The following is a 24,472-nucleotide window of genomic DNA, read 5'->3' on the forward strand; positions in this document are numbered from 1 at the left end:
AATCATGTGTCATGCTCATTTTTATAAATCCAGATATTGAGCACCTTTCGGCTGCACGCTGAACCCTGCATCTTCAGGTTGCTTGGGTATATAAAAAACGGGGCAACTTCCGCCCCGTTTTCCTGCACAATCATCAATCATTGCTCAATCAATGATTCACCGTCTTACAGACAAAATTCTCTGCTTTTTCTGAATCACCGCTGCCCTTATAAACGGCAATTTGCGGATAAGGGCAGAGTGGGCGGGTCCGGCTGGCAGACCAGTCTGATGGTAACTCCCGGTTGACGCCGCCTGCATTGCCCGCACCACGGGCTGTAGCAACGATGCGATCCGGCGCTTCACCATATTCCACCCAGTTAACCAGTGCGCCGATAGCATCATACTGGTCAGCTGCGATACCGCCGCGGGAGTGGTTCATGCCCGGTACCCGGAAATACCGCACGAAGTCGGTGGCATCACCGTGGTTTCTGGCGGTCAGGGCGTTATACCAGTTTTCCGTATCAACGGTTGAGTAAACCGGATCTGCTGTGCCGAGCATCACAATCATTTTGTCGCCCAGATAATGCATCCGGGACAGATTGGTTGCGTGCGGCGGATACATAAAATCAACGGCACTTTTGGTATAAACATCCGTGGTGGCGTAAATTTTCGGGGCGTCTGAATCCATATCGAAGCTCAGTGCGAATTCACGCTGTAATGCCGGTGTGGTATTCAGCGTCGTATCTGTATGCGGCGGCGTCATGAACACATAAGCCACGGAGAGTGGATCACGATTGCCGACGGATGCATTAAACTTCCAGCCCGCCCATGAACGTCCGGCAATGCCTGGATCGTAAACAAACGGTGCATACAGGGCATCACCGTTGCTGTTTTTCGCGCCGGAGAAAATGGCAGCAATCGCGTCTTTTTGCTTGTCGGTCAGGCAGGTGCCGTCCCGGTCACCTTCACAGGAAGGTACATCCCGGTGGAGATCAAACGCCTGCTGACAGCCATCAGTGTCAAACACCATGCCGTCGGTCAGTCCATCCAGTGCATCACATTTGGATAAAATCGCCTGAGAAACCAGACTGCGTTCTGCCGTGGTAAATGCGGTGCTCAAATCATCCGTATCCGTGGCAACTGATGCAAATTTCTGCGCGCCGTATAACTGGGCAATCGCGGTATTCGGCAGATGGAAGCCGGGATTATGCGCCAGATAGCCATCATATTCCGCCGGAATCCGGGCAGCTGCGACCATGGTATGACGGCCACCGTTCGATGCCCCACCGATGTAGGAATAATCGGGGAATTTACCATATGTATCTTTGACCAGCGCTTTTGCCATTGGGGTGAGTTTTTGTACTGCCTGATAGCCGTAATCCAGCCGGGCCTGCGGATCCAGCCCGAAAGTGCCGTTCTGGGCGGATGAGTGACCTGCGTCAGAACTGATGACAGCAAACCCTTTATACAGAGCGTTGGTCACCGGGCCTCCGCCGCTGATACTGCCCTGCGCTGTGACGATTCTGCCATCCAGTCCGCCGTTTGCCTGATAGAAGAAACGGCCGTTCCAGTCCAGTGGCAGGCGCATTTCAAAGCCAATAGCGTAAGTCTGGCCATCGACCGGGCTGACCCGTTCGAACATTTTTCCTTCGACCACACAGTGGGCACCGATGGCATTGCCACCGATTTTTAAATCGCCTGCTTCAGCGAGTTTGACGGATGTGATTTGCGTATTTGCATAGGAAAAATCTTCCAGGGACTGGCAGGATGTATTTTCCAGCCGGACACCTGCAGCGGGTGATGAATGTTTGGCCTGGGAGCCATCTTCCCAGGTACAACCAACCGCATAAACTGAAGTCAGCAGTCCGATTGCGTAAATGAGTTGATTTTTTTTCATAATTTCCTCGTTATATGAAGGCACTGATATGTACCGGTCTCATTTATTGTGGCATTCATATCATGTTTTAATATGAATCAATACACATGAGTGTTAACGGGGATAAAAGTTCCTCATAATTATTTATTTTTGAGGTTTGGGTTGTTATTTTTAATTTTTGATGAGGTTAAAGTTGATCTTGTCCGCATTAAAAAAGAACCCTGTGATTGAGGCACAGGATTCTTTGGATCTAATCATTGTTTGAACCGGAAAGGTCTGTCAGAGTTTGCTGACCACGCTGTTTACCGCTGCCAGCACATCCTGACCGAATGCAACACTCCGCTCCGGTGACCAGCCATAAAACTCGTCCGGGTGAAGATTATGATCTTTGAATGGCATTTCAACTGTGTAAGACAGGCAGTTAAACTGCTCCGCAACCCAGTTAGAACCCACGGTCAGGTTGGCTTTACCCGGTTCATCTTTGTCATAACCAAACTCATCCTGAAACTCAGGTGTAATCGTCAGCAGTGCCTGTTTAAAGGCCGTTTCTTTGTCCGCCAGCGCCTGATCATAAGATGGAATACCCTCTGAACCCGCCATAAAGTTATACGGAATCGCTTCATCGCCATGGATATCAAGGAACATATCGACGCCGGTTTTCAGCATCTGTTCGCGTACATAATAAACTTCAGGACTTTTCTCAACCGAAGGGGTTTGCCATTCACGGTTAAGGTTGACACCAGCCGCATTGGTGCGCAGGTGGCCGCGGATACTGCCGTCCGGGTTCATATTCGGCACCACATAAAAGACGGCCTGTTCAAGCAGGGCTTTCCCGACTGTATCGGTTTCATCCAGCAGACGTTGCAATAAACCTTCAACAAACCATTCTGCCATGGTTTCACCCGGATGCTGTCGGGCGGTGATCCAAATCTGCTTTTTCTGTTGATCCGGTTCGCCGATGGTCAGCAGGCTGATGTCATTGCCGTCCAGTGTCTGGCCCAGCGTCGTCAGTTCACACGCCGCATGCATCTGTGCCTGATGCAGCAGATCCTGATGCCGGTCATAGCTGTAAGGGGCGAAATAAGCAAAATACATGGAGCCATATTCAGGAATTACCCGGAAGCTGAGCGTATCACCATCAAATTCAGCCGGAATACGGAACCACTCTTCCCGATCATAAGAGGCAACCACATCATAATCTTTCCAACCTTCCGGATAAGCCGATTTTGCCAGATTCAACAGCTTGAACTGATGCGATTGATGCGGGGTTGATTCCAGACGGAAATGGAACCACTGAGCGAAATCAGACTGATTATCGGCATTGATCGAGAGTTGAATATCTTCCGCAGATTCTGCTTTTTCAACCCGGATATTACCACTTTCAAAATTACTGAATATTTTCATGTTTGCTTGTCTGTTGATTGGAACAAAGCCACACAGTAACAGTTAATTAGCCGGTTTTGAAGGTACAGGCCGGACTTGTCAGTTTTTCCTCAGCGGGACAGAAAGGGTTGCGATACATCCCGGACCATCGTCCCGGTCACACAGCGTATATTCCCCGCCATGATTTTGTGCGATTTGCCGGCACAACATCAGGCCGATACCACTGCCACCGGATTTGGTGCTGTAAAAGGGCACGAACAGATTGTCCGGGTTGGTAATGCCACTTCCCCGGTCACTTACGGTCAGTTCGGCTGAATTATGATCCTGCTGCCAGTGGATGTCGATTGCCTGATGTTTATCTGTCATGGCTTCATCAGCATTTTTCAGGGTGTTAATCAGTAACTGCTGCAGCTGTGCCGGGTCGGCCTGTATCTTCAGCGGTGCTTTGCTGAGCAAGGTGACAGAACGCTGTGGGAACAGAGGTAACACGGCGCGAACCAGGGCACAGATTTCAACTTCGATGCATTCCGGATCCGGGAGCTGGGTCAGTTGCCGATAGCTGTTGATAAACTGTTTGAGGTTACCGGCCCGTTCTTCAATCATTGCCAGCCCGCCGTCGACTTCCCGCAGCGCATCATCTTTTTCGCCGGGCAGTAACTGGCGCAGAGTCTGACTGAGTGAAGCCACAGGTGTCAGGGTGTTATTGATTTCATGACTTAAAACCCGCAGCAGGTTTTTCCAGGCTTTGTGGGTTTCCCCGCGCAGCATATCGCTGACATCGGTGATAAATAACAAGGTATGTTGCTGGCCCTGCTCAAAATAATGATCGGACATGATTTGATAGCGGCTCTGCCCGGCAGGGAATCGCCATTCCGTGACCTGCCGGTTTTGCCCGTTTAACAATGGGATTAAATTCAGTGCGGCCGCACTTTGGTGTTGCAACTGTGCCGGTGACATCTGATATAAAGCGGCGGCTCCTTTGTTGGCAAAAGCGACCTGCTGACGGGCATTCACAGCCAGCACCGCGACATCGACATTACGCAGAATGGTGTTGATCAGATACTGATGCTGATTGACCGCCAGTGCCTGTTGCTGCATGGTCTCTGCCAGCTGGTTGATCTGAGACAGCAGCGTATCCATGGTATCGTGCCGGCCTGAAAATTTCCCCCGCAAACTGAATTCCTGCTGGTTGAGGGATTCCACCAGATTCAGGACCGTGGTCAGATGAGTATCGAGCCGGTGTCTGGCAGTCAGCATGCAGTAGCCGGTCAACAGCAGCAGCGTCAGGGCGGTCAGGGCGATCAGATAGCCGGAGACACCAAAGCTCCACAGCGTGATCAGCAAAATCAGCGTCGGGGGAACAGAAGCGATCAGCAACAGGCGGGTTTGCCTTTGCTGAAGTGAATGGGTCCGGGGCGGAGAATTGAGCGTCATACAGCCGTTTCCGTTCTATTTTGATTTTGCCAGTCGCCGGTAAAAAGCACTGCGACTGAGTCCGAGAGAAGCCGCCGCCGGGGTTGCCTGTCCCTGATAATCATCCAGCCGCTGCCGGAGAATCTGCTGTTCGATTTCATCCAGTGTTCCGGTTTGCAACAGCCCGGCGTCCGGTGATGCTTCTGCCGTGACCAGCGGCTCGCTTTTTGTCACTGGCTGATTACTTTGCGCCACTGGCTGGTGATGCGTGGGTTGTCCCGGCAGAACCTGTTGCAGCAGCGCACTGTCGAGATGATTTTTCCGGCACAGTAATACCATCCGTTCAATCACATGGCTGAGTTCGCGGATGTTACCCGGCCATGCATAGTTCTGAAGCTGACAGAGTAGTTCTGCTGATAATGCATCAGGCATGATGTCCCGCTGATATTTGCGGGCAAAACGCCGGATAAAGTGGCTGGCAAGGGGAAGGATATCTTCAGGGCGTTCCCGCAATGCCGGTATCCTGATCTCAAATGTATTCAGGCGATAAAACAGATCCTGACGAAAGGTTTGCTGGCCGATCATCTGTTGCAGGTCAGCATTCGTCGCGGCGATGACCCGGACATCAACCTGTTGCGTCTTACTGGAGCCGACTTTTTCAAACTGACGTGATTCCAGTACCCGGAGTAATTTGGACTGCTGGCTGACCGGCGTATTACCAATCTCGTCCAGTAACAATGTGCCCTGATCGGCCAGCTCAAACCGGCCGGGGCGCTGCTGTTTCGCATCGGTAAATGCGCCTTTGACATGACCGAACATTTCACTCTCAAACAGAGATTCCGGAATGGTGCTCATATCCACCGCAACAAATGCCTGCTCCCGCCGGGCTGAGTGACGGTGAATATAATGGGCGAGCTGACTTTTTCCGGTGCCGTTTTCACCGGTCAGTAACAGGCTGGCATCACTGTCAGCGATGGCGTTCAGGGTGTCCAGCAAGGACATCATCGCCGGAGACGCGGCAATTAAATCATCACCGGTATCCGGTGTCAGTTGTTGTTGCAGTAACTGATTCTGACGCTTGAGCCGGGCCTGTCCGGTCAGGCTGCGCCGGAGCCGCAGCTGCGTGTGCAGTACATGCAGCAGTTGCTGGTTGTCCCAGGGTTTTTCAATAAAATCGGCTGCGCCGGATTTCATCGCCTGCACGGCTATATCGATGGTTCCCCAGCCGGTCATCACCACAATGGGGAGTTCCGGCACCTGGTGTTGTAATTGGGTGATCAGACTGAATCCTTCCTGTCCGGAGGTGGTATCAAGCTGATAGTTCAGATCAATCAGGGCAACATCCGGTTCCGCGGAGATGGCGCTGGCCAGGGTTTGCTCAGGCGTCCCGGCAGTTATAATCTCAAAACCGTTCACCTTCAGCATCAGTCTGAGTGTGGTCAGGATATGTTCGTCATCATCTGCAATCAGAATCCGGGGGTTATTCATTACTTTCTCTCAGTCTCTGTTCTTTTTATCGGTCATTGTTTTTATAAGTCATTCTTTTTATGTATCATTCTTTTGATAAAGCAGGCGCGTGATGACGCACCTGACTCACCCGATGATTATGATCTTAATCCATCCATCGGGGTGATGCGTAATGCCCGCCGGGCTGGCAGAAAGGTTGCTATGATGACTACAGCACCGAGGCTGAGCGTGGTCAATACAAACAACACCCAAACCGGTAGCGGGCTGCTCCCCATAATTTTAATCAGCAGTGGTCCGCCGGTCATCGCCACCGGTAGTGCGAGTAAAATACCAATGCCCAGCTGGATCAGACTACGTCCCATCAACATCCGGATTACATGCTGATGCGTTGCGCCCATCGCCTGCCGGATAGCCAGCTCCTGCCTGCGCTGATGAATGGTCCGGGTCATCACGCCGTATATTCCGCTGCCTGCCAGTAATAAAGCGATCAGCCCGAATACATTGAACAAAAATGCCATAAAGGTCAATCCTGCGGTATTGCGCCGGAGCAGCTCTGTCATGGATTTAACCTGCCATGCAGAGACAGAAACATCGGTTTGGCTTACCGCCCGGCGTAATGTATGCGTCAGATCGGCGCCGGGTACGCCTTTCGTCACCAGTGAAAAACTTGTCGCCGGTGCCTGCAGGGCAGAGCGGTAAACCGTCGGTAAATGCTGACGAAATCCAAACGGACGGCTCTGAATAATATGCGGCACAATGCCAACGACGGTGTACCAGTGATGATCATATTTACTATTGGCCCAGCGGAAGCGTTTGCCGATTACATGGGGCTCTCCCGGCCAGAAGCGCTCAACAAACGAGCGGGTCACCACCGCAACCCGCTGTGAACCGGCGTTATCTGCCGGAGTCAGCATACGGCCAGCTTCCGGTTTTACTCCCAGCACGCTCAGGGTGCCGGGATAGACGACCACATTCTGGCTTTGTGGCAGACTGAGTTGTTCTGATTTGAGCAGTGCCTGTCCCTGCAATTCAATTTGTCCCAGCCAGGTGAACTGACCGGGCAGAAAACTTATCAGCCCGGCCGCACGGACGCCGGAATCACTGCGCAGGTGGTTGAGCAGCCGGGTATAGAAGGTGGTTTTTTCTGCCGGCGTCTGATACTGCTGAGGCGGCAGGGTCACTTTGGCGGTAAACACATTCTGAGCGTCAATGCCGTAATCGACCTGCCGGGCCTGCCAGACGATCAGGGTCAGTAACAAGCCGAGGCACACCACACTGGCGGACAGCATGATCTCAATGACGACCAGTATCCGGCTCAGCCTGCCGTTGCTGCGGCTTTGTGCGCCACGGGTGCCGTCGCGCAGCACATGACTGATGTGACTGCGGCTCATTTTCCACGCCGGGAATCCGCCGGTCAGCAGGCTGACCAGCGCGATCAGGCCAAGGGATTTGAGCAGCACATCGCCAGTCAGTTCCATCTGCCACCAGTAAGGTGGTTTATCCGGCACAAAAGCGGGAAGCAGGGCGTTGGTCAGGGGCAGCGCCCAGCCCGCCAGCAGTATTGCCAGTAGTCCGCCGGACAGGCAAATCAGTGTGCTTTCATACATCATCTGGCTCATCAGCCGGAGCGGAGAGGCCCCGTGCGCCAGCCGGATGGCACTTTCTTTGGTTCGCTCCCCGGCTCTGGCCAGCAGCAGGTTACTGACATTACAGCAGGCCAGGAGCAGGACGAACCCGACTCCGGCCAGCATCATGTAGTAGATGATTTTTGAATCTTCCCCTTCAAAGCTTTCCTGAAAGGTAATGGTAAATGCTGAGCGGCCGCGGTTGATCTCCGGATACTGTTCAGCTCTGGCTGCCATGATCGTTTGCAGTTCCGCATCTGCCGCAGCGCGGTCGCTGCCTTGGGCGATTTTGGCAAATGCGTAGATTTTCGGTGCGGTTTCCGGGGTGAATTGACTCTCATCTAACCGGGACGGCAGCCAGACCTGAGTGTTAAGCGGGAATTCGTAACCCGGTGGCATCACACCGATAATCCGGGTGCTGATGCCATTAATCAGGATGCGTTGGCCGATAATATCCGGCCGTCCGGCAAAATAGTTCTGCCACAGTGTGTCACCAATAATCATCACCGGTGTTGCTCCGGGCTGGTTATCCTGTGCGTTAAATATCCGCCCTTTCACCGGCTGCGTCCGGGTAAAATCAAACAGATCGGACTGATTATAGTTGGCAAGATAACGGGCGGCTTTGCCATCGAGGTTCAGGTTGACCTGTTTGGCATAGTAATAACCAATCTCTGTCAGATGATGGCTTTTCGCTTGAATCGCTTTGAAATCCGCATAGCTGAGGGGCAGGTCGCCCTGTCGGACACCATTCAGCTCAGGGGCGATCAAAACAATCCGCTGGCCATCCGGAAAAGGCAGCGGCCTGAAAATCAACGTCTCAATCAAAGCATACATATAGATACAAATGCCCAGCCCGGCCGCCATCATCAGGGTGGTGAACAGGGTAAATCCCGGTTGTCTGAGTATCACCCGGAACGTATATTTCAGATCAAGAAGATAAGACATCACGCCCCCCCGGTCTGCTTTGATGTGCAGGGGTCTGCCGGTCATCAATGATCATGCCGTCAAACATGTCTATCCGCCGTGTGGCCCGGCTGGCTGAACGCGGATCATGGGTCACCATACAGATAGTGACGCCACTGGCATTGAGCTGATCGAACAGTGCCATCACCGATTCCGCATTTTTTGAGTCAAGATTACCGGTGGGCTCATCCGCCAGCAGCAGTGCAGGCTGGCCGACAATTGCGCGGGCAATGGCAACACGCTGTTGTTGGCCGCCGGAGAGCTGCGCCGGAAAATGGCGCTGGCGGTGTTGCAGGCTGACCTGTTCCAGCGCTGCATGGGTGGCCTGTTTGATCGCCTGTCCCGACAGTCCGGTCCGGTAAGTCAGCGGTAGCATGACATTTTCTTCAACGGTCAGATCGCTGATCAGGTTAAATGATTGAAAGACGAAACCAATCATTTGATTCCGGTGAGCGGCCTGCTGCCGGTGATTCAGGGTTTGCGTATCGGTTCCCCCCAGAAGATAGCTGCCGCCGTTAGGGTGATCGAGTAACCCGAGCAGTGACAGCAGGGTTGACTTGCCGCATCCGGACGGACCGGTAATGGAAACATATTCTCCCGGCTGGATCTGAAAACTGATGTCGCTGAGCGCATGGGTTTCAATATCTTCCGTCTGGAAGACCTTTTGAATGTGGTTTAACGTAACAACCGGGCTGATGTTGTCGGATGACATAATACTTTCTCCGTGAATCTCTGATTTGTATCATTTAGGGTTTTATCAATCAATTCAATGGTCCTGAACCAGACTGACCGTATCGGTATGTGCCCAGGCCTGCTGATTCGAGGTAATGATCTGATCATTGACCTGCAGACCTTTTTTCAGCTCTATCTGGTCGGCAGAACCTTCGCCATATATGACCGGCACCCGGACAGCGGTTTTACCGTCAGCTGACAACCTGAATACTGTACCCGGAGAATGGCTCTGTGCCAAAGCCGGACGGGCAACATGCAGAATGTTTTGCCGCGCTGAAACCTGAATGGTTCCTTCAATACTCAGATCGGGCCGGGCTTCCGGAGGTAAAGTACCGGTGAGGGCAACATCAACCTGCACTGTGCCCTGAGAGACGGCTGGATCGATGCGGATGACGGTGCCGTGAATCTGGTGTTCGTGGGTGTCAATGGTGGCTGTCTGTCCCGCCATCACCTGACGGATCTGACGCTCCGGAATTTGCAGTTCAGCAATCAGATCCCGTGGTTGTGCCAGTCTGGCGACGTTAAATCCGCGTGGCACCTGCTGCCCGGCCTCAATGTTGACGGTCTGAATAATGCCATCCTGTTTGGCGGTGATAATCAGCGCTTTAACCCGTGTTTCCGTTCGTTCAAGGGCGTTTTGTAACTGGTTCACCCGTGCAGTATCGGCCCGTAGCTCTGATTGTTGGGTCTGTTTCAGTTTTTCCACCCGCTGTTGTTCAATACTGAGCTGCTCCTCAAACTGGGTCAGATCAAGGCGGGTCTGGTCATAGTCAATGCGTGATACAGCACCGCTGTTTTGCCTGAGAAGCTGACTTTGGGCGTGATATTTCAGCCGGATTCTTTCCAGCTGATGGCGGGCCTGTAACAGCCGGGCTCTGGCATCCAGCAACTGACTTTGCTGTTTCATCTTCAGTGCCTGATGGGCTGCCAGCGCTGCCTGTAATGCCCAGCGTGTTTCGGAGGCGTGCTGCTTCAGATCCGGATTGCTCAGTCTGGCAATTTCATCACCGGCCCTGACGCGGGCTCCGGCTTTCACAGCCACGTTTTCGACCCGGCCGTCTGCGTAGGCGGAGAGCCAGCGAATGGATTTCGGCGCGAAGATACCGTTGCCGCGAACGTCGACTGTCATATCGCCGCGCCGGACCTGAGCAATCTGAATCCGGTCGCGGGACAGGGTGTAATTTGTCGGCTGAATGGTAGTGGCATATGTGCCGAGCACCACAAGAACCAGCAGGATTGCAGCGAGGATGAGATTGCGCCGACGCATTATCGGCGCTTTCCTGTGCAAGGGTTTATCCATGGGATGATTCCTTTATATGACATAAAAATAAGGGCTGACCCAGGGAACAGAGCACAAGTTGTGCCAGTTTTTATCTGGTTGATTTAAAATGATTTTCTTGTTTTTCTATTGCGTCTGTCCCGGTAAAGTTCCCGGTTATGGGAATTCGGTCCCGTAAATGGGATCCAGTGATTGGGACTGATATGGTTTGGGGGAGTGATGATACCCGGTTGTGTTTTTGTTTCGGTTTGGTGGTTTCATTGGCCGATTTAACCTCGTTCCCACGCGTGGGAATGCATACCGAATGCAAACATCATTGATTTAAACGCGTTGCAAATTCACCTTGGCTCACATCAATCATGAGATCATCAATGAAAACCACAAAAGTTATGTGTGTCTATTCAAAGTCTCCGTTTTAAGCGAGCAAGTGCATTTGAATTGCTGAGTATTCAGTTAATAGTGTTTATTGATGAAGGGAGAGTTGTGGCATTTTGGAAACGTGAAGTGGCAGAGATATTGGTGTTGGATGGGTATGAGAATTTGTGTTTTGGTGTAGGGTGTATGTCTCGCTGATTCTTATATGGAATATGGGTGCTATGCTGAATTGTCGGTGAAAACTATAACGAATTTTTCGGTATATTAAATTGTTAGGCATCAGGTATGGATCGGGACGATGATTTGATAAGAGGTATTGGATACATGGTTATCCAAGCTTCACACTTAGAACGAGAAATAGAAGATATTTGTTGTTGGCTAAGTATGGGATGTTCACGTCCCCCGCACCATGAAACGAAAAGAGTCAGTGAAAAAATTAAATGGTGCAAAATTAAAATTCGAGAACTTAAAGACGAAAGGCTTCAGGGCTTAGACAGATCCCTCGATAAGGCAAAGAACCTATTAGAGAGAAGAAATAAGCTAGTTCACGGGCAAATATATTTTGCTAAAGATGCCCCAGAAAAATTGATTCCTGGCAGAAAAAATGAAAGAGAGAAGCTGATTGTGCCTGACGAGGCTTATGATTTAGCGGAGGCAATGTACAATCTGCACCAAGCTATTTTAAGTGAGAACGCATTCAAATTAGTTGCAGCTTTGAGTGGGCGTATGGATGCCTAACAAAACGCTGTTGGCTCTCCCTTCGGTCGCTGGGACGCATACACGGGGCCGCTTCGCGATTATAGCCCCGCGTCTGCGCCCCAAAGCTTAGCGTTAAGTTTTTACAGAAGCATCTAAATAGCTTAGTTCCTAAATGTAGAAAAAATACTGGGGATACGTGTATTAAAAAACCTTATTTGTCAAATATGAGTGGACGAAAGAACTGATCTAAAAAGCATATAACTCAATTAATCTGACTGCTAACAGTTCGACAGACTGAGGCTTTCATAAGCTGAAGGTAATTATAGTCTTTTACTACGTTTGTTAGTTGGGAGAAATTTAATGGAATACGAATCGATCGCTACAAAAGAAGATTTCATAAAGGCTCTAATATCACTGAGAGATAAAAGCCGGTTTTGTGATACAACCAGTTATTTGGAAATGTTGCGAGCGCAAGCGAAATCGGATAACCAAACAATCACGTCAACAAAGTTGGCTGAAGCTTTAGGTTTTCCAAACTACAACACAGCAAATCTGAAGTATGGTCTTTTAGGACATGAGTTGGCCGATGCATTAAATTTTAAGCCTCATAGCAGAAAAGACGGAACACCAGTATGGTTCTGGTCTATCTCGACAGGAAACGCTGCATCAGAAGAAACATTGGATGGACACTATGAATTTGTTATGCGCCCTGAATTGTATGAAGCGTTACTAGAAATAAGATGGGTGCGCTAGCAAACTATGAAAAACAACCAGCGGATCATACCATCCACAGCAGCCAGGAACTTCTGCCAAAAACTTAAAATCAAAAGTCACAGAAACAGCCAGTAACACATGAAATAAAGCCTAAAATTAAATCAGTGCTATTTTATCTCGGGCAAAGGGAAACATGAATAAATATGGCAAAGTAGCTGTACAAGCAGTCAAAACAGCCCAGACAGGAATACATCCGGTCAAAGCGTGGAAACAGGCAGCAGCATATGAATTTGGTGAATGTAAAGCATCGGCTGAGAAAGGTTGCCCAAAAAGTTCCTTTTTAGGTTTGGCTGAAGAAGGTTTGATTCAAGACATTCCCGGCGGAAATTACACCAAATCGGAAATAAACAAACGCTATGCGCTTGAGCTGTTGAGGTTGTTGAAACAAGAACCAGAACTTGTTCATCACAAATCAGTTTTATGGAAAAAAGCTTGTGGCTCAGATACCAAACGCCACAATGGGCAAAGGGATGTCGTGATTGGATTATGGTGTGAAGGATTGTTGAACTAAAAACTCCATCACTGGGATTAAGAAATACTGAGGATTCATGCCTCAGAAATCCCCATGCCAAGGAGAAAAATCACGACGATTTTTCAGTATTTGGAGCGCAGGACGCGCTTCCAAATACGTTCCGGCCCGCGTGCGCTGAAGCCAAAAAAGGCATTTTTGGTGACTTTTTGTGCCAGCAAAAAGTTACTGGGGCGCGTGCTCCCAAAGCCGCTTGGATCGAAAAACCATTCGCGCAACATACCATCCACAAGAACCGGAAACTTCAGCCACATCAAACCCGCAAAAACCTCACCCGGAGACATCCGGCGGCAAATGCCCAATCAGAAAATCTGCAAAAGACTGCACCGCTTTTGGCAGGGTTCTGCCCGTCAGTACCTGAACTTCAATATTACGGATTCCCATGCCTTTATCGGTAATCGGAACCGCCCGGATTCTGCCGCTTTGAACCAGTCGCCGGACAGAAATTTCACCGGAAAGGGACAGTCCGTTATCGTTAATTGCAAACTGATTCAGCGCAGCGAGATAGTTGCTGACAAAAGCCATCTGATAGCTCAGCTGTTGTTGGCTGGTACAAATATCAAATAACTGTCTGACGGTGGTATCCGGGTAGGGCAGTGCCAGCGGGTAGGCGGTGAGCTGTGACAGGCTGACTTTCTTTCGGTTTGCCAGCGGATGGTTCGGATGCATCACAGCCAGCACCGGAGAAGGCTGTGAAAACAGCACCCGGATATCTTCACTGGGCATCAGACTGAATGCCAGGCCGATATCGGCTTCTCCTTTACGGACGATATTGGCGACTTCCCTTGGTGAGTAAATATCCAGTTTGAACTGAATACCGGTAAATATTTTCTGGTACTGACCGATGATGAACGGAATGAATTCCATCGCGAATCCTTCGGTGGTGGCGATCGTGACCCGCCCTTTTTGCAGGCCTTCCAACGCATCAATTTCACCAATTACCCGATCCGTTTCCAGCTGAACCTTCCGTGCATAAGCGGCAAGCAGCTCACCTGAGGCACTTAAAATCATCCCTCTGGAACGGCGTTCAAATAATGGAGTTCCCATTTGATCTTCCAAAGCTGAAATTTGCCGGCTGATTGCACTGGTTGCGATATTCAGGTGCAGCGATGCTTCGCTGATCGAACCACACCGTGCTACTTCAAGGAAATATCTCAGTGCCGGTGAAGTCAGGTGATGTAATGCTGCCATCGTGCCTCCGTAGTTTGTATCGGTTGATAGTCCATACAGTTTGCGCCAATTTGGTGCCCTGTTATGGGGATTTAACCTTGCCTTTATGGCAATGAATAATTGCTTTTTCTCTAATTGTGGCAACAACATAAATCCACTAGTATCGGATAAAAGTCAACCTTTTTGGCTGATGAATTATCTGCATTGTACTGGTGAAAACGCGCCGGATACGGTGTGTGGAATGACAAATGCGAAGTATAAGGATGTGCTTATGTTGCGGTTAAAACGATCTTTTTCTTCTCTGGCCGGGTTGCTCTGTGTGCTGGCAGCACCTCTGGCAATTGCTGGTAAAGCAGATAATACGCTGATTTATGCGTCAAACAGCTGGCCGGAAAATGTCAGCCCTTATCATAATAATGTCCGGGAAGGGGTGATTCTGGGCCATCTGGCCTGGGACACGCTGGTTTACCGGGATCCGAAAACCGGGAAGTACCTGCCGATGCTGGCAACGGACTGGCAGTGGAAAGATTCAACGCACCTGGTGATGAATATCCGCAAAGGGGTGAAATTCCATAATGGTGATGAACTGACGGCCGGTGACGTTGCTTTCACCTTTAACTATGGCCTTGATCCGGCATCTAAAGTGGTGACACTGCAAAATATCAGCTGGATAAAACATGTGAAGCAACTGACACCTTATCAGGTCGAATTTGAACTGAAGAAACCCTTCCCGGCGGCGCTGGAATATCTGGCCGGGCCATTACCTGTTTATCCTGAAAAATACTTCAAAAAAGTTGGTCTGGCCGGGTTCAATAAAGCGCCGGTTGGTACCGGGCCTTATAAAATCACCAAAGTTGTCAGCGGTCAGGAAGTGACGCTGGTGAAAAATCCGGATTATTTTAAAGACAGCCCGATCGGACAGCCAAAAATCGGCAAACTGAAATTTGTGCTGATTCCGGATCCGGAAACCCGGATTGCCCAGCTGATGACCGGGCAGGTCGACTGGATCTGGCGGGTGCCGTCTGATCAGGCGGAACAGCTGAAAATGATGCCGAATATTTCGGTACTGAGCAGTGAAACCATGCGGGTCGGGTTTTTAACCCTGAACAGCCGGGGTACAGAACAGGAAAACTCTCCCTTTAAAGATTTGCGCGTGCGGGAAGCGATTAACTATGCGATTAACCGGGACGGGCTGGCTCATGAGCTGGTGCGGGGCGGCAGCCGTCCTTTATATACGCCTTGCTTCCCGTCTCAGTTCGGTTGCGATACCTCGGCAGCCAGGGTTTATCCGTATGATCCGGCCAAAGCCAAAAAACTGCTGGCACAAGCCGGTTATCCGGATGGGTTCAGCACCGATATTTACGCTTACCGTGACCGGGATTATGCCGAAGCAATTATCGGTAATCTGATGAATGTCGGGATTAAAGCCAAACTGCATTTCATGAATTATGCCGCGCTGAGAAGTTTGCAGCGGGCCGGTAAAGTACCGATGGCGTTCCAGACCTGGGGCTCTTTCTCGATTAATGATGCTTCTGCAATTACCGGGGTGTATTTCAAAGGCGGGGCGGACGATGAAGATCAGGATCCGAAGCTGATTTCCTGGCTGGAGCAGGCGGATACCTCAGTCGACCCGGCAATCCGGCTGAAATACTACCGCAAAGTGATTCAGCGTACCTCAGAGCAGGCTTACTGGGCACCAATGTTTTCTTATACCAGTAATTATGCCTTCACTTCAGATTTGAATTTCTCCGCCTATCCGGATGAGTTGCCCCGTTTCTGGGAAGCCAGCTGGAAGTAACAGACATGGCACTGAATTTGTCAGGGCGTCCGTGAACATGGCGTCCTGAATGACGGGAATCATCAGGGAGAATTACAATGGCAGGTTACTGTTTCCGACGTTTATTTATGGCGCTGAGTGTGGCGCTGACCGTCTCCGTCGTCTGCTTCATGCTGCTGCATTTATCCGGTGATTTAGCGACTGCGATTGCCGGGCCGGAGGCTACCGCAGAGCAGGTCGAACAAATCCGGGTCCAGTTCGGGCTGGACCAGCCGCTGTATGCCCAGTATTTCAGCTGGCTGTGGCAGGCGGTTCATCTGGACTTCGGTCAGTCTTATTATTTTACGGAGTCGGTGATGTCGCTGATTCATGAGCGGCTGCCGGTGACCTTAACCCTCGGACTGATTGCTTTGAGTGTCGCGACACTGGTTGCGATTCCGCTGGGAATTATTGCCGCGATTCGTCAGGACACCTGGATCGACCGCGCGGCGTTAATGATTGCGGTGATTGGCCAGGCGATGCCGAGTTTCTTCTTCGGGCTGGTGCTGATTATCGTGTTTGCCGTGAATTTGCACTGGCTGCCTGCGGGCGGCAACACCGGCTGGACAAGCTATATTCTGCCCGCAATTGCGCTGGGATATTACGCGACCCCTTCCATTATGCGCCTGACCCGGACCGGGATGCTGGAAGTGCTGGGCTCGGATTATATCCGCACGGCCAGAGCCAAAGGACTCAGTGAAACCCGCGTGGTGCTGAAACATGCCCTGAGAAATGCCGTGATTCCGGTGGTGGCATTACTGGCGGTTGAACTTGGCTTCATGCTTGGTGGTTCGATTGTGATCGAATCCGTCTTCTCACTGAAAGGACTCGGGCAGCTGGCCTGGGATTCCATTGCCCGGAATGACTATCCGGTGGTACAGGCGATTGTGCTGTTGATTGCGCTGTTTTATATCGTACTGACTTTCTTTGCGGACCTGCTCAATGCTGTGCTGGATCCAAAACTCAGAATCACCTGACAAGGAGAAAAGGATGACGAGCGTAAGTATGTCTCAGTCTTTAAGCGATACGATGCCGGAAGTGCCGCCGTGGCGTAAAGCATTCAGCCGGGTGTTCGGTCATCACAGCCTGACGCTGGGCGCGGTCGTGTTACTGGTGATTGCCGCGGCAGCAGTTCTGGCCCCCTGGCTGGCACCGCATGATCCGTATGCGCAGGATGTGACACAACGGATGATCCCGCCGGTGTGGCATGATAAAGGCAGCTGGGTTCACTGGCTGGGCACCGATAAGCTTGGGCGGGACTATTTCAGCCGGCTGCTTTATGGCGCGCGTATTTCGCTGATGATTGGTGTCGCGGCTGCGTTTCTTTCCGGAGTGATTGGCACCACGCTGGGCATTCTGGCCGGCTATTTTGGCGGCCGGACAGATGCGGTGATCAGCTATTTGATCACGACCCGGCTGGCGATGCCGGTGATACTGGTGGCGCTGGCGCTTGCTTCTCTGGTTGGCGGTTCGCTGGAAGTGGTGATTATGTTGCTGGGCTGTTTGCTGTGGGACCGGTTTGCTGTGGTAGCCAGAGCGACCACCCAACAGCTGCGGGAAGCAGAGTTTATCGCGTCAGCCAAAGTACTCGGTGCGTCGACGCCTTATATTTTGCTGCGCGAGCTGTTGCCGAACATCCTCAGTCCGCTGATTGTGGTGGCGACACTGGAAATGGCGCATGCAATTTTACTTGAAGCCACGCTGTCCTTTCTCGGGCTGGGTGTACAGCCGCCGCTGCCATCATGGGGACTGATGGTGGCAGAAGGCAAAGGCTATATGTTTTTCCAGCCGTGGGTCATCGCCATACCGGGCATTGCCCTGATGATTCTGGTGCTGGCCATCAATCTGGTCGGGGACGGTCTGCGGGATATGAATGCCCCGCAGCACAGAAATTAGAGTGGGCAGGTCATCAGGCGGATATCGAACACAGACACGCATAAACCCATCTATGGGGCTCCGCCGCGCCTTCCCTGGCGCGGAGGGTCTGCTTATCGATATCCGCCTGATGCCCCGAAACGGTACAGATTCAGCAATGCTTTTTCAGGGTCAACGGACCCCGTGCAGCAGGGAGGAACAATGGAAAATATACTGGATGTACGTGCGCTGGAAGTCAGCCTGCCGACGGCAAATGGTCTGCTGAATGCGGTCCGCGGGATTGATCTCCATGTCCGGCGGGGTGAAATGCTATGTCTGGTCGGTGAATCCGGCTGCGGAAAATCGATGACCTCGATGGCCCTGATGGGGCTGTTGCCGAAACAGGCGCAGTGCCGGGCAAAGCAGATGGATTTTGACGGTCTCGATCTGTTAACCATGAAGCGCAAAGCCAGAAACGGGCTGCGTGGTTTGAGAATGTCGATGATCTTTCAGGAACCGATGACCAGCCTGAATCCGGCGTTTAAGCTTGGTGATCAGCTGTGTGAAGGCCTGATATTGCATAAGAAAGTGACCAAAGCGCAGGCGCGTGAAAGAGCGGTGTATCTGCTGGAAAGAGCCGGTGTGCCGTTCCCGGAAACCCGGCTGGAACAATATCCGCATCAGCTGTCCGGCGGATTGCGTCAGCGGGTGATGATCGCCATGGCGCTGATGTGTGAACCGGATTTGATCATTGCTGATGAGCCGACCACCGCGCTGGATGTGACGATACAGGCACAGATTCTCAGGCTGATTCGCGAGTTGCAGCAGGAGTTCGGTACGGCGGTGATATTTATTACCCATGACTTAGGCGTCGTCGCCCGGATAGCGGACCGGGTGTCCGTGATGTATGCCGGACAAATTGTGGAAACCGCCGCCACACAACAGATTTTCAAGACGCCCAAACATCCGTACACACAAGGGCTGATCAACTGTATTCCGGTGCCGGGGAAAACCCGGCCGGGAGAAATACTCCATACCATCAAAGGCGTGGTGCCGGGTCTGATTGGTGAAGTCACCGGCTGTGCTTTCGCCAATCGTTGTCCGGGCGCAGGTTTAACCTGCCGGACCGCTTCACCGGAGTTGCAGGAAAGTGGTGACGGGCACCGGGTGCGTTGTCCGATCGCGATGAATCAATGCAGGGAGGTGTCTGATGGAATTTGCGCTTGAGTTATGTGACCTGACCCGCCACTTTGAGATCAGTAAAGGCATGTGGAAAGAGAAAACCCGGCTGACTGCGGTGAATCAGGTCTCTTTGCGGATCCGGCCCGGAGAAGTGGTCGGACTGGTGGGGGAATCCGGCTGTGGGAAAAGTACCCTGGCAAAAATGATTCTGGGATTGTTGTCCCCGAGTTCAGGGAATGTGCTGATTGCGGATAAAGAGATCGACTTCAGTGACCGGCTGGCGCTGGCAAGGCTGATTCAGCCGGTGTTTCAGGATCCGTATTCCTCACTCAATCCACGAAAAAAAATCGCGGAGATTATCCGTTTGCCGCTGAAACTGCACCGGATTGGCACCGCAAAAGAACAAATTCAGGCGGTCCGTGAGATTGCCGCTAAAGTCGGATTGCCGGAGCGCTTGCTGGATCAGTATCCGGGGCAACTCTCCGGCGGTCAGCGCCAGCGGGTCGCGATTGCCAGAGCGCTGATTCTGAATCCCCGGATTCTGATTTGTGATGAACCGACCTCGGCATTGGATGTGTCTGTTCAGGCGCAAATACTGAATTTGTTAATGGCACTGAAAAATGAACTGGGCCTGACTTATCTGTTCATCAGCCATAATCTGGCGGTGGTCGAGCATCTGGCCGATCGGGTGATGGTGATGTATCAGGGAGAGATTGTTGAACATGGCCCGTGTCAGCAGATTTTTCATCAGCCGCAACATCCGTACACCCGGACTTTACTCGCTTCAATTCTGACCCCGGACCCGGATTTGGGACTGCCGGATATCGAAAAAATCAGCTGGCAGCATGCCGGCTGAATCAATACTTCTGACATCAGTCAGGCTTCAAAGGAGTTTATATGAGTCGCGAACAAGCCATCGAACAGGTTACCCGGTATTTTGAATCCGGCGCCTTTTTGCAGACGCTGAAAGAACGGGTTGCGATTCCCAGCCAGAGTCAAATCCCGCAAGGGACGGCTGCTTTAAAAGACTATCTGATCACCGCCATGATTCCCGCGCTGACTGACATGGGATTTGTGTGTGAAATCCTGCCTAATCCGGTTGCCGGAGACCCGGATGCATGGCCGTTTTTATTTGCTGAGCGGATTGAAGACCCGGATGCTGTCACATTGCTGACTTACGGTCATGGTGATGTGGTGCTGGGTTATGATGATGAATGGCGTGAAGGTTTATCCCCCTGGCAGCTGGTCACAGATGGTGATTACTGGTACGGGCGTGGAACGGCCGATAATAAAGGTCAGCACTCGGTCAATCTGGCGGCCTTGCAAACGGTGTTGCAGCAACGCGGTCAGCTTGGATTCAATGTCAAAGTGTTGCTGGAAATGGGTGAAGAAGCAGGTTCGCCGGGGCTGGCAGAGTTTTGTGCCGACTACCAGGAAAAATTAAAAGCTGATCTGTTTATTGCCTCAGACGGCCCGCGGGTCGGTGCCACACTGCCGACGGTATTTCTCGGCTCGCGCGGTGCGATGAATTTTGATTTGCAGCTGAAGCTGCGTGAAGGCAGTCATCACTCCGGTAACTGGGGTGGTTTGCTGGTGAATCCGGCGACGCGTCTCGCCAATGCATGGGCGACGATGGTTGATGCCAATGGCAGGATTTTGGTGCCGGGGTTGCTGCCGGATCATTTACCGGAGATTGTCAGGCAGGCGGTGAAAGATATTCCGGTCGGGCAGGGACCGGATGATCCGCAAATTTCCCCGGACTGGGGAGAACCGGATTTGTCTCCGGCAGAGCAGGTGTTTGGCTGGAATACGCTGGAAATCTTAGCCATGAATGTGGGGAATCCTGCTGCGCCGCTGAATGCGATTCCGGGACAGGCGACACTGCATGCGCAGATCCGTTTTGTGGTCGGCAGTGACAGTGACAACTTTCTGCAAACGATTCGTCGCCATCTTGATCAACAGGGGTTTGACGACATTGAAGTGGTGACCGGAAAAATGCATTTGATGCCGGCGACCCGTCTTGACCCGAATGATCGCTGGGTATCCTGGATTCTGGCATCAATTTCAGCGACGACCGGTAAACCCACCACGCTGCTACCGAACCTCGGTGGCTCGATTCCGAATGACTGCTTTGCCAATACGCTGGGGTTGCCGACGCTTTGGGTGCCTCATTCTTATCCGGCCTGTTTACAACATGGTCCGAATGAACATATCTTAGGCTCTGTGATGCGGGAAAGCCTGCAATTGATGACGGGGGTATTCTGGGATTTGGGTGAAACAGGTTTATCGCTCAGGGAGCAGCGCCATGAATAAACAGGGAATGATTGAATCGGTATCGGGCTGGTTGCGCGATTACGAATCAGAGATGAAACAACTGCTCGAAGTGCTGGTGAATATTGATTCATTCAGTCATGATCCGGCAGATGTCAGGGAAGTGCGTGACCGGCTGGCGGATGTGCTGGCGCAGGCTGGCATTGAGGTGCAGCGGCTGGATGAACAGGATACCTGTGCACTGCTGGCTCAGGTGGGCAGTCAGACCGGTCAGACTTTCTTTCTGACCGGGCATATGGATACGGTGTTCAGCAAAGGCACTGTGGCTGAGCGCCCTTACCGGGAAGCAGACGGAAAAGCATATGGGCCGGGTGTAGCGGATATGAAAGCCGGGCTGGTGATAAATGCCTGCCTGATGATGGCTTTTCATCGCCTGCATCAGCAGCATCCTTTGCCATTTACACTGAAAATGATGGCAACCGGGGATGAAGAAATCGGTTCACCAAATGGTCAGCACCTGATTCGCCGGTATCTGGCTGGGGCGGACGCGGTGTTTAATGCCGAGCCGGGGCGGGTGTCCGGCAATGTGGTCAGCGCCCGTAAAGGCGGCGGCAGCTACCGGATTGATGTCACCGGCAGGGCGGCGAATGCCGGAGTTAATCATGCTGACGGAGCCAGTGCGATAGAAGCGCTGGCGCGAATCACCCAGTCGGTGCACCGGCTGACAGACTATCAGGCCGGGATCACCACCAATGTCGGGTTAATCTCCGGCGGAACCACGCCAAACACGGTCGCTCAACAGGCCTCTGCGATGCTGGATGTACGTTTTAATACCCGGGAACAGGGGGAGCAACTGGCAGAAACACTTCATGCTTGTGTGGAACAGCACGGGGTGCCTGGTGTCCTGGCTTCACTGACAAAGATTGCCGGATTCTTGCCCTTTGAAGCCCGGATGAGTGAACGGTTACTTGACCTCTATCGTACTCAGGCCCGGCAGGTTGGGGTGGAAGTTGATGGAGAATTTACCGGAGGCTGCTCTGATGCGGGTTGGACCGCTTCGATGGGGATTGCGACGTTATGCGGCACCGGTCCTGTCGGCGGACATGCACATACCGAGCGGGAGTATTGTGATTTATCCACGCTGGTGGAACGGGCGGTGATTGTCGGGCGGTGTCTGATCACACTGGCTGATTGATTCAGAAATTTCGGGCGTTTACCGTTCGCCGGGTGATGGCAAATGCTGTGCTCAGTCCGGGGAAACGTCTGGAATCTGATGCATCTTCAGGTTGCTTGGGTATATATAGATATGAATACATTGACAGGCATTTTCTTACTTTGAAATCATCTTATTAAATAATCAGTTATGCATATTCCGGTGAATTGATATGCCATTTATTGACTGAAAGTTAGTCAGTATCGCCATTCCATGCCTAAACTTAGTGAGTATTATCATTATATAAACTGGCTAAGGTGATCCCGTGATATTTAATTTCAGCAATATTAAGGTCAGCTGGAAGCTGGCGTTTCTGATCGTAGCTTCCGTCATTGGTTTTTGTATTCTGCTTTATATTTCTCAGTATGAGCTAAAGAATAATCTGATTGAAGAAAAGAAGCAGCGACTGAAAGCTGTTTTGGAAACGACCATCAGTCAGCTCAATTATCTGAACCAGACCTATTCCCCCAAAGAGGCGCAAGACCGTGCTCAGCGACTTATTGAATCAATTCAGTTCAATGGCGATCACTATGTATTTGTGATGGCCGAAGATACGACCCTTCTGATTAACTCCCGTCTGAAAAATCTGATCGGAAAGAAAAATGTTGCGCCACACTGGCGGCTTTTGGTCGAGGAAGGATTAAAACCCGGCGGCGGTGTTTATCTGTATCCCTGGGAGAAAAAAGACGGGACCAAAACCGAGAAAATGTCATTTATGCATCACTTCTCGCCCTGGGGATGGATTCTGGGGACAGGCATGCTGTTGGATGATGTAAACCGGGAAATCAATACCCAGCTCTGGACGATGGGGCTGACGGCATTGGCGGGTGTGCTGGTTATTTGCCTGCTGGGTATGATCATTACCCGGTCAGTGACCCGGCCGCTTCAGTCGGTGGTGGAAACCATGGAGAGTGTTGCTGCCGGACGTATTCAGGCCAATATCCCCGTGTTGGGGAAAGATGAGTTTGGCTGGCTTGCGGAGCGAACGAACTATGGTATTAATTCGATTCGGGAAGCATTGAAAGAATCTGTCGAATCAGCCCGGATTGTTTCCGAAGCAGCGATGCGTATTTCTGCCTCTGCCGAAGAAACCAGCCACTCGGTTACTGAACAACGGGATCAACTCAACCAGCTGGCGACCGCTATGAATGAAATGAGTGCAACGGTGGGTGAAGTGGCCGGCCATGCTGAAGCGACAGCGAAAGATACAGTGAATGCAACAGATGAAGCTCAGTTGGGGCAGAATGATGTGACTCAGAGTATTGAGAGTATCAAATCGTTGTCAGACGCACTTGAAAATGCCGTGCAGCATGTCGCTCAGCTCAATGAAGGGGTGATGGAAATCAGTGAGGTGACATCGGTCATCAGCGGTATTTCTGAACAGACAAATTTGCTGGCACTCAATGCTGCGATTGAAGCTGCCCGGGCCGGTGAGCAGGGGCGGGGGTTTGCGGTGGTTGCTGATGAAGTCCGCAATCTTGCCAGCCGGACCAATACTTCAACAGAAGATATTCAGAAAACGGTCGATCGCCTGCAGAAAGTGGCGAAAGGCACCGCGGATATGATGGAGAAAAGTCAGGCACTTGCGGGCGACAGTGTGACCTGTTCCGAACGCTGTGGTGCGGATATCAGCACGATTGTTGAACATATTCAGCATATCAGTGACAAGACAGTGCAGATCGCATCGGCTTCTGAAGAACAGAGTGCTGTTGCTGAGGAAATGAACCGGAATTTGTCCGGTGCTAATGACGCTGCCTCTGAAGTTTCCGGCACGGCCAGCCTGCTGGCGAAGGAAAGTGAGAAACTGGCGGATATGTCCCGGCATCTGGATAAAGCTTTAGCCCGTTTTCAGCTCTGATCCTGATGGCACGG

Annotated in this window: 20 protein-coding genes; 11 read left to right on the plus strand and 9 right to left on the minus strand. The window is 51.6% G+C overall.

Annotation, left to right across the window (positions count from 1 at the left end; genetic code table 11):
* Positions 1 to 148: 148 nt before the first annotated feature.
* The 7 genes from OC443_RS19890 to OC443_RS19920 form a co-directional block, all read right to left on the minus strand.
* On the minus strand, positions 149 to 1,876 hold the full coding sequence (locus OC443_RS19890) for a tannase/feruloyl esterase family alpha/beta hydrolase (RefSeq protein ID WP_073583465.1): 1,728 nt from the start codon (positions 1,874 to 1,876) through the stop codon (positions 149 to 151).
* 258 nt (positions 1,877 to 2,134) lie between these two features.
* Positions 2,135 to 3,259 (minus strand): M14 family metallopeptidase, encoded by a 1,125-nt coding sequence (locus OC443_RS19895; RefSeq protein ID WP_073583463.1) that lies wholly within the window; start codon positions 3,257 to 3,259, stop codon positions 2,135 to 2,137.
* 78 nt (positions 3,260 to 3,337) lie between these two features.
* Positions 3,338 to 4,672: a sensor histidine kinase gene (locus OC443_RS19900; RefSeq protein WP_073583461.1), complete on the minus strand. Its 1,335-nt coding sequence runs from the start codon at positions 4,670 to 4,672 to the stop codon at positions 3,338 to 3,340.
* Positions 4,673 to 4,687: 15 nt separating this feature from the next.
* Complete coding sequence (locus tag OC443_RS19905; RefSeq protein ID WP_073583459.1) at positions 4,688 to 6,139, minus strand: sigma-54-dependent transcriptional regulator; 1,452 nt, start codon at positions 6,137 to 6,139, stop codon at positions 4,688 to 4,690.
* A 116-nt stretch (positions 6,140 to 6,255) separates the two neighbouring features.
* Positions 6,256 to 8,733, minus strand: coding sequence for an ABC transporter permease (locus tag OC443_RS19910; protein ID WP_083601638.1), 2,478 nt, complete (start codon positions 8,731 to 8,733; stop codon positions 6,256 to 6,258).
* A complete protein-coding gene (locus OC443_RS19915) occupies positions 8,672 to 9,418 on the minus strand; it encodes an ABC transporter ATP-binding protein (RefSeq protein ID WP_200796927.1) in 747 nt (248 codons plus the stop codon). Before OC443_RS19915 ends, OC443_RS19910 begins: the two co-directional genes overlap by 62 nt.
* A gap of 54 nt (positions 9,419 to 9,472) precedes the next feature.
* Positions 9,473 to 10,738 carry an efflux RND transporter periplasmic adaptor subunit gene (locus OC443_RS19920; RefSeq protein ID WP_083601637.1) on the minus strand — a complete coding sequence of 422 codons (1,266 nt, stop codon included), beginning with the start codon at positions 10,736 to 10,738 and terminating at the stop codon, positions 9,473 to 9,475.
* 639 nt (positions 10,739 to 11,377) lie between these two features.
* Between OC443_RS19920 and OC443_RS19925 the strand changes: the two genes are divergently transcribed.
* From OC443_RS19925 to OC443_RS19935, 3 genes are all read left to right on the plus strand, one after another.
* On the plus strand, positions 11,378 to 11,830 hold the full coding sequence (locus tag OC443_RS19925) for a hypothetical protein (protein ID WP_073583454.1): 453 nt from the start codon (positions 11,378 to 11,380) through the stop codon (positions 11,828 to 11,830).
* Positions 11,831 to 12,151: 321 nt separating this feature from the next.
* Positions 12,152 to 12,544: a hypothetical protein gene (locus OC443_RS19930; RefSeq protein WP_073583453.1), complete on the plus strand. Its 393-nt coding sequence runs from the start codon at positions 12,152 to 12,154 to the stop codon at positions 12,542 to 12,544.
* 154 nt (positions 12,545 to 12,698) lie between these two features.
* Positions 12,699 to 13,076: a DUF6979 family protein gene (locus tag OC443_RS19935; RefSeq protein WP_073583451.1), complete on the plus strand. Its 378-nt coding sequence runs from the start codon at positions 12,699 to 12,701 to the stop codon at positions 13,074 to 13,076.
* An 83-nt stretch (positions 13,077 to 13,159) separates the two neighbouring features.
* Here the strand turns inward: OC443_RS19935 and OC443_RS19940 are convergent, their stop codons facing one another.
* Positions 13,160 to 13,348 carry a hypothetical protein gene (locus OC443_RS19940; protein ID WP_143169330.1) on the minus strand — a complete coding sequence of 63 codons (189 nt, stop codon included), beginning with the start codon at positions 13,346 to 13,348 and terminating at the stop codon, positions 13,160 to 13,162.
* A gap of 16 nt (positions 13,349 to 13,364) precedes the next feature.
* Positions 13,365 to 14,285: a LysR family transcriptional regulator gene (locus tag OC443_RS19945; protein ID WP_073583448.1), complete on the minus strand. Its 921-nt coding sequence runs from the start codon at positions 14,283 to 14,285 to the stop codon at positions 13,365 to 13,367.
* 250 nt (positions 14,286 to 14,535) lie between these two features.
* Between OC443_RS19945 and OC443_RS19950 the strand changes: the two genes are divergently transcribed.
* The 8 genes from OC443_RS19950 (at position 14,536) to OC443_RS19985 (ending at position 24,458) form a co-directional block, all read left to right on the plus strand.
* Entirely contained in the window at positions 14,536 to 16,062 is a 1,527-nt protein-coding gene (locus OC443_RS19950; protein WP_073583446.1) for an ABC transporter substrate-binding protein, read from the plus strand.
* Positions 16,063 to 16,139: 77 nt separating this feature from the next.
* Entirely contained in the window at positions 16,140 to 17,057 is a 918-nt protein-coding gene (locus OC443_RS19955) for an ABC transporter permease (protein WP_073583445.1), read from the plus strand.
* A 13-nt stretch (positions 17,058 to 17,070) separates the two neighbouring features.
* On the plus strand, positions 17,071 to 17,976 hold the full coding sequence (locus tag OC443_RS19960) for an ABC transporter permease (RefSeq protein WP_073583443.1): 906 nt from the start codon (positions 17,071 to 17,073) through the stop codon (positions 17,974 to 17,976).
* A gap of 180 nt (positions 17,977 to 18,156) precedes the next feature.
* A complete protein-coding gene (locus OC443_RS19965) occupies positions 18,157 to 19,161 on the plus strand; it encodes an ABC transporter ATP-binding protein (RefSeq protein WP_073583441.1) in 1,005 nt (334 codons plus the stop codon).
* Positions 19,145 to 19,972 (plus strand): ATP-binding cassette domain-containing protein, encoded by an 828-nt coding sequence (locus OC443_RS19970; RefSeq protein WP_073583440.1) that lies wholly within the window; start codon positions 19,145 to 19,147, stop codon positions 19,970 to 19,972. Before OC443_RS19965 ends, OC443_RS19970 begins: the two co-directional genes overlap by 17 nt.
* 41 nt (positions 19,973 to 20,013) lie before the next feature.
* Positions 20,014 to 21,429, plus strand: coding sequence for a M20 family metallopeptidase (locus OC443_RS19975; protein WP_073583438.1), 1,416 nt, complete (start codon positions 20,014 to 20,016; stop codon positions 21,427 to 21,429).
* Positions 21,422 to 22,582, plus strand: a complete 1,161-nt coding sequence (locus OC443_RS19980; RefSeq protein ID WP_083601636.1) for a M20 family metallopeptidase — start codon at positions 21,422 to 21,424, stop codon at positions 22,580 to 22,582. Before OC443_RS19975 ends, OC443_RS19980 begins: the two co-directional genes overlap by 8 nt.
* Positions 22,583 to 22,868: 286 nt before the next feature.
* Positions 22,869 to 24,458: a methyl-accepting chemotaxis protein gene (locus tag OC443_RS19985; protein ID WP_073583739.1), complete on the plus strand. Its 1,590-nt coding sequence runs from the start codon at positions 22,869 to 22,871 to the stop codon at positions 24,456 to 24,458.
* Positions 24,459 to 24,472 lie beyond the last annotated feature (14 nt).

The organism is Vibrio quintilis, from assembly GCF_024529975.1.
GTDB classification, from domain to species: Bacteria; Pseudomonadota; Gammaproteobacteria; order Enterobacterales; family Vibrionaceae; genus Vibrio; species Vibrio quintilis.

Excerpts from the sequence above, each read along its gene's own strand:
- OC443_RS19890 (WP_073583465.1), bottom strand. The coding sequence starts at position 1,876 with ATGAAAAAAAATCAACTCATTTACGCAATCGGACTGCTGACTTCAGTT.
- OC443_RS19955 (WP_073583445.1), top strand. The coding sequence starts at position 16,140 with ATGGCAGGTTACTGTTTCCGACGTTTATTTATGGCGCTGAGTGTGGCG.
- OC443_RS19935 (WP_073583451.1), top strand. The coding sequence starts at position 12,699 with ATGAATAAATATGGCAAAGTAGCTGTACAAGCAGTCAAAACAGCCCAG.
- OC443_RS19945 (WP_073583448.1), bottom strand. The coding sequence starts at position 14,285 with ATGGCAGCATTACATCACCTGACTTCACCGGCACTGAGATATTTCCTT.
- OC443_RS19920 (WP_083601637.1), bottom strand. The coding sequence starts at position 10,738 with ATGGATAAACCCTTGCACAGGAAAGCGCCGATAATGCGTCGGCGCAAT.
- OC443_RS19940 (WP_143169330.1), bottom strand. The coding sequence starts at position 13,348 with ATGTGGCTGAAGTTTCCGGTTCTTGTGGATGGTATGTTGCGCGAATGG.
- OC443_RS19970 (WP_073583440.1), top strand. The coding sequence starts at position 19,145 with ATGGAATTTGCGCTTGAGTTATGTGACCTGACCCGCCACTTTGAGATC.
- OC443_RS19900 (WP_073583461.1), bottom strand. The coding sequence starts at position 4,672 with ATGACGCTCAATTCTCCGCCCCGGACCCATTCACTTCAGCAAAGGCAA.
- OC443_RS19975 (WP_073583438.1), top strand. The coding sequence starts at position 20,014 with ATGAGTCGCGAACAAGCCATCGAACAGGTTACCCGGTATTTTGAATCC.
- OC443_RS19910 (WP_083601638.1), bottom strand. The coding sequence starts at position 8,733 with ATGACCGGCAGACCCCTGCACATCAAAGCAGACCGGGGGGGCGTGATG.
- OC443_RS19915 (WP_200796927.1), bottom strand. The coding sequence starts at position 9,418 with ATGTCATCCGACAACATCAGCCCGGTTGTTACGTTAAACCACATTCAA.
- OC443_RS19930 (WP_073583453.1), top strand. The coding sequence starts at position 12,152 with ATGGAATACGAATCGATCGCTACAAAAGAAGATTTCATAAAGGCTCTA.
- OC443_RS19960 (WP_073583443.1), top strand. The coding sequence starts at position 17,071 with ATGACGAGCGTAAGTATGTCTCAGTCTTTAAGCGATACGATGCCGGAA.
- OC443_RS19925 (WP_073583454.1), top strand. The coding sequence starts at position 11,378 with ATGGATCGGGACGATGATTTGATAAGAGGTATTGGATACATGGTTATC.
- OC443_RS19950 (WP_073583446.1), top strand. The coding sequence starts at position 14,536 with ATGTTGCGGTTAAAACGATCTTTTTCTTCTCTGGCCGGGTTGCTCTGT.
- OC443_RS19980 (WP_083601636.1), top strand. The coding sequence starts at position 21,422 with ATGAATAAACAGGGAATGATTGAATCGGTATCGGGCTGGTTGCGCGAT.
- OC443_RS19905 (WP_073583459.1), bottom strand. The coding sequence starts at position 6,139 with ATGAATAACCCCCGGATTCTGATTGCAGATGATGACGAACATATCCTG.
- OC443_RS19895 (WP_073583463.1), bottom strand. The coding sequence starts at position 3,259 with ATGAAAATATTCAGTAATTTTGAAAGTGGTAATATCCGGGTTGAAAAA.
- OC443_RS19965 (WP_073583441.1), top strand. The coding sequence starts at position 18,157 with ATGGAAAATATACTGGATGTACGTGCGCTGGAAGTCAGCCTGCCGACG.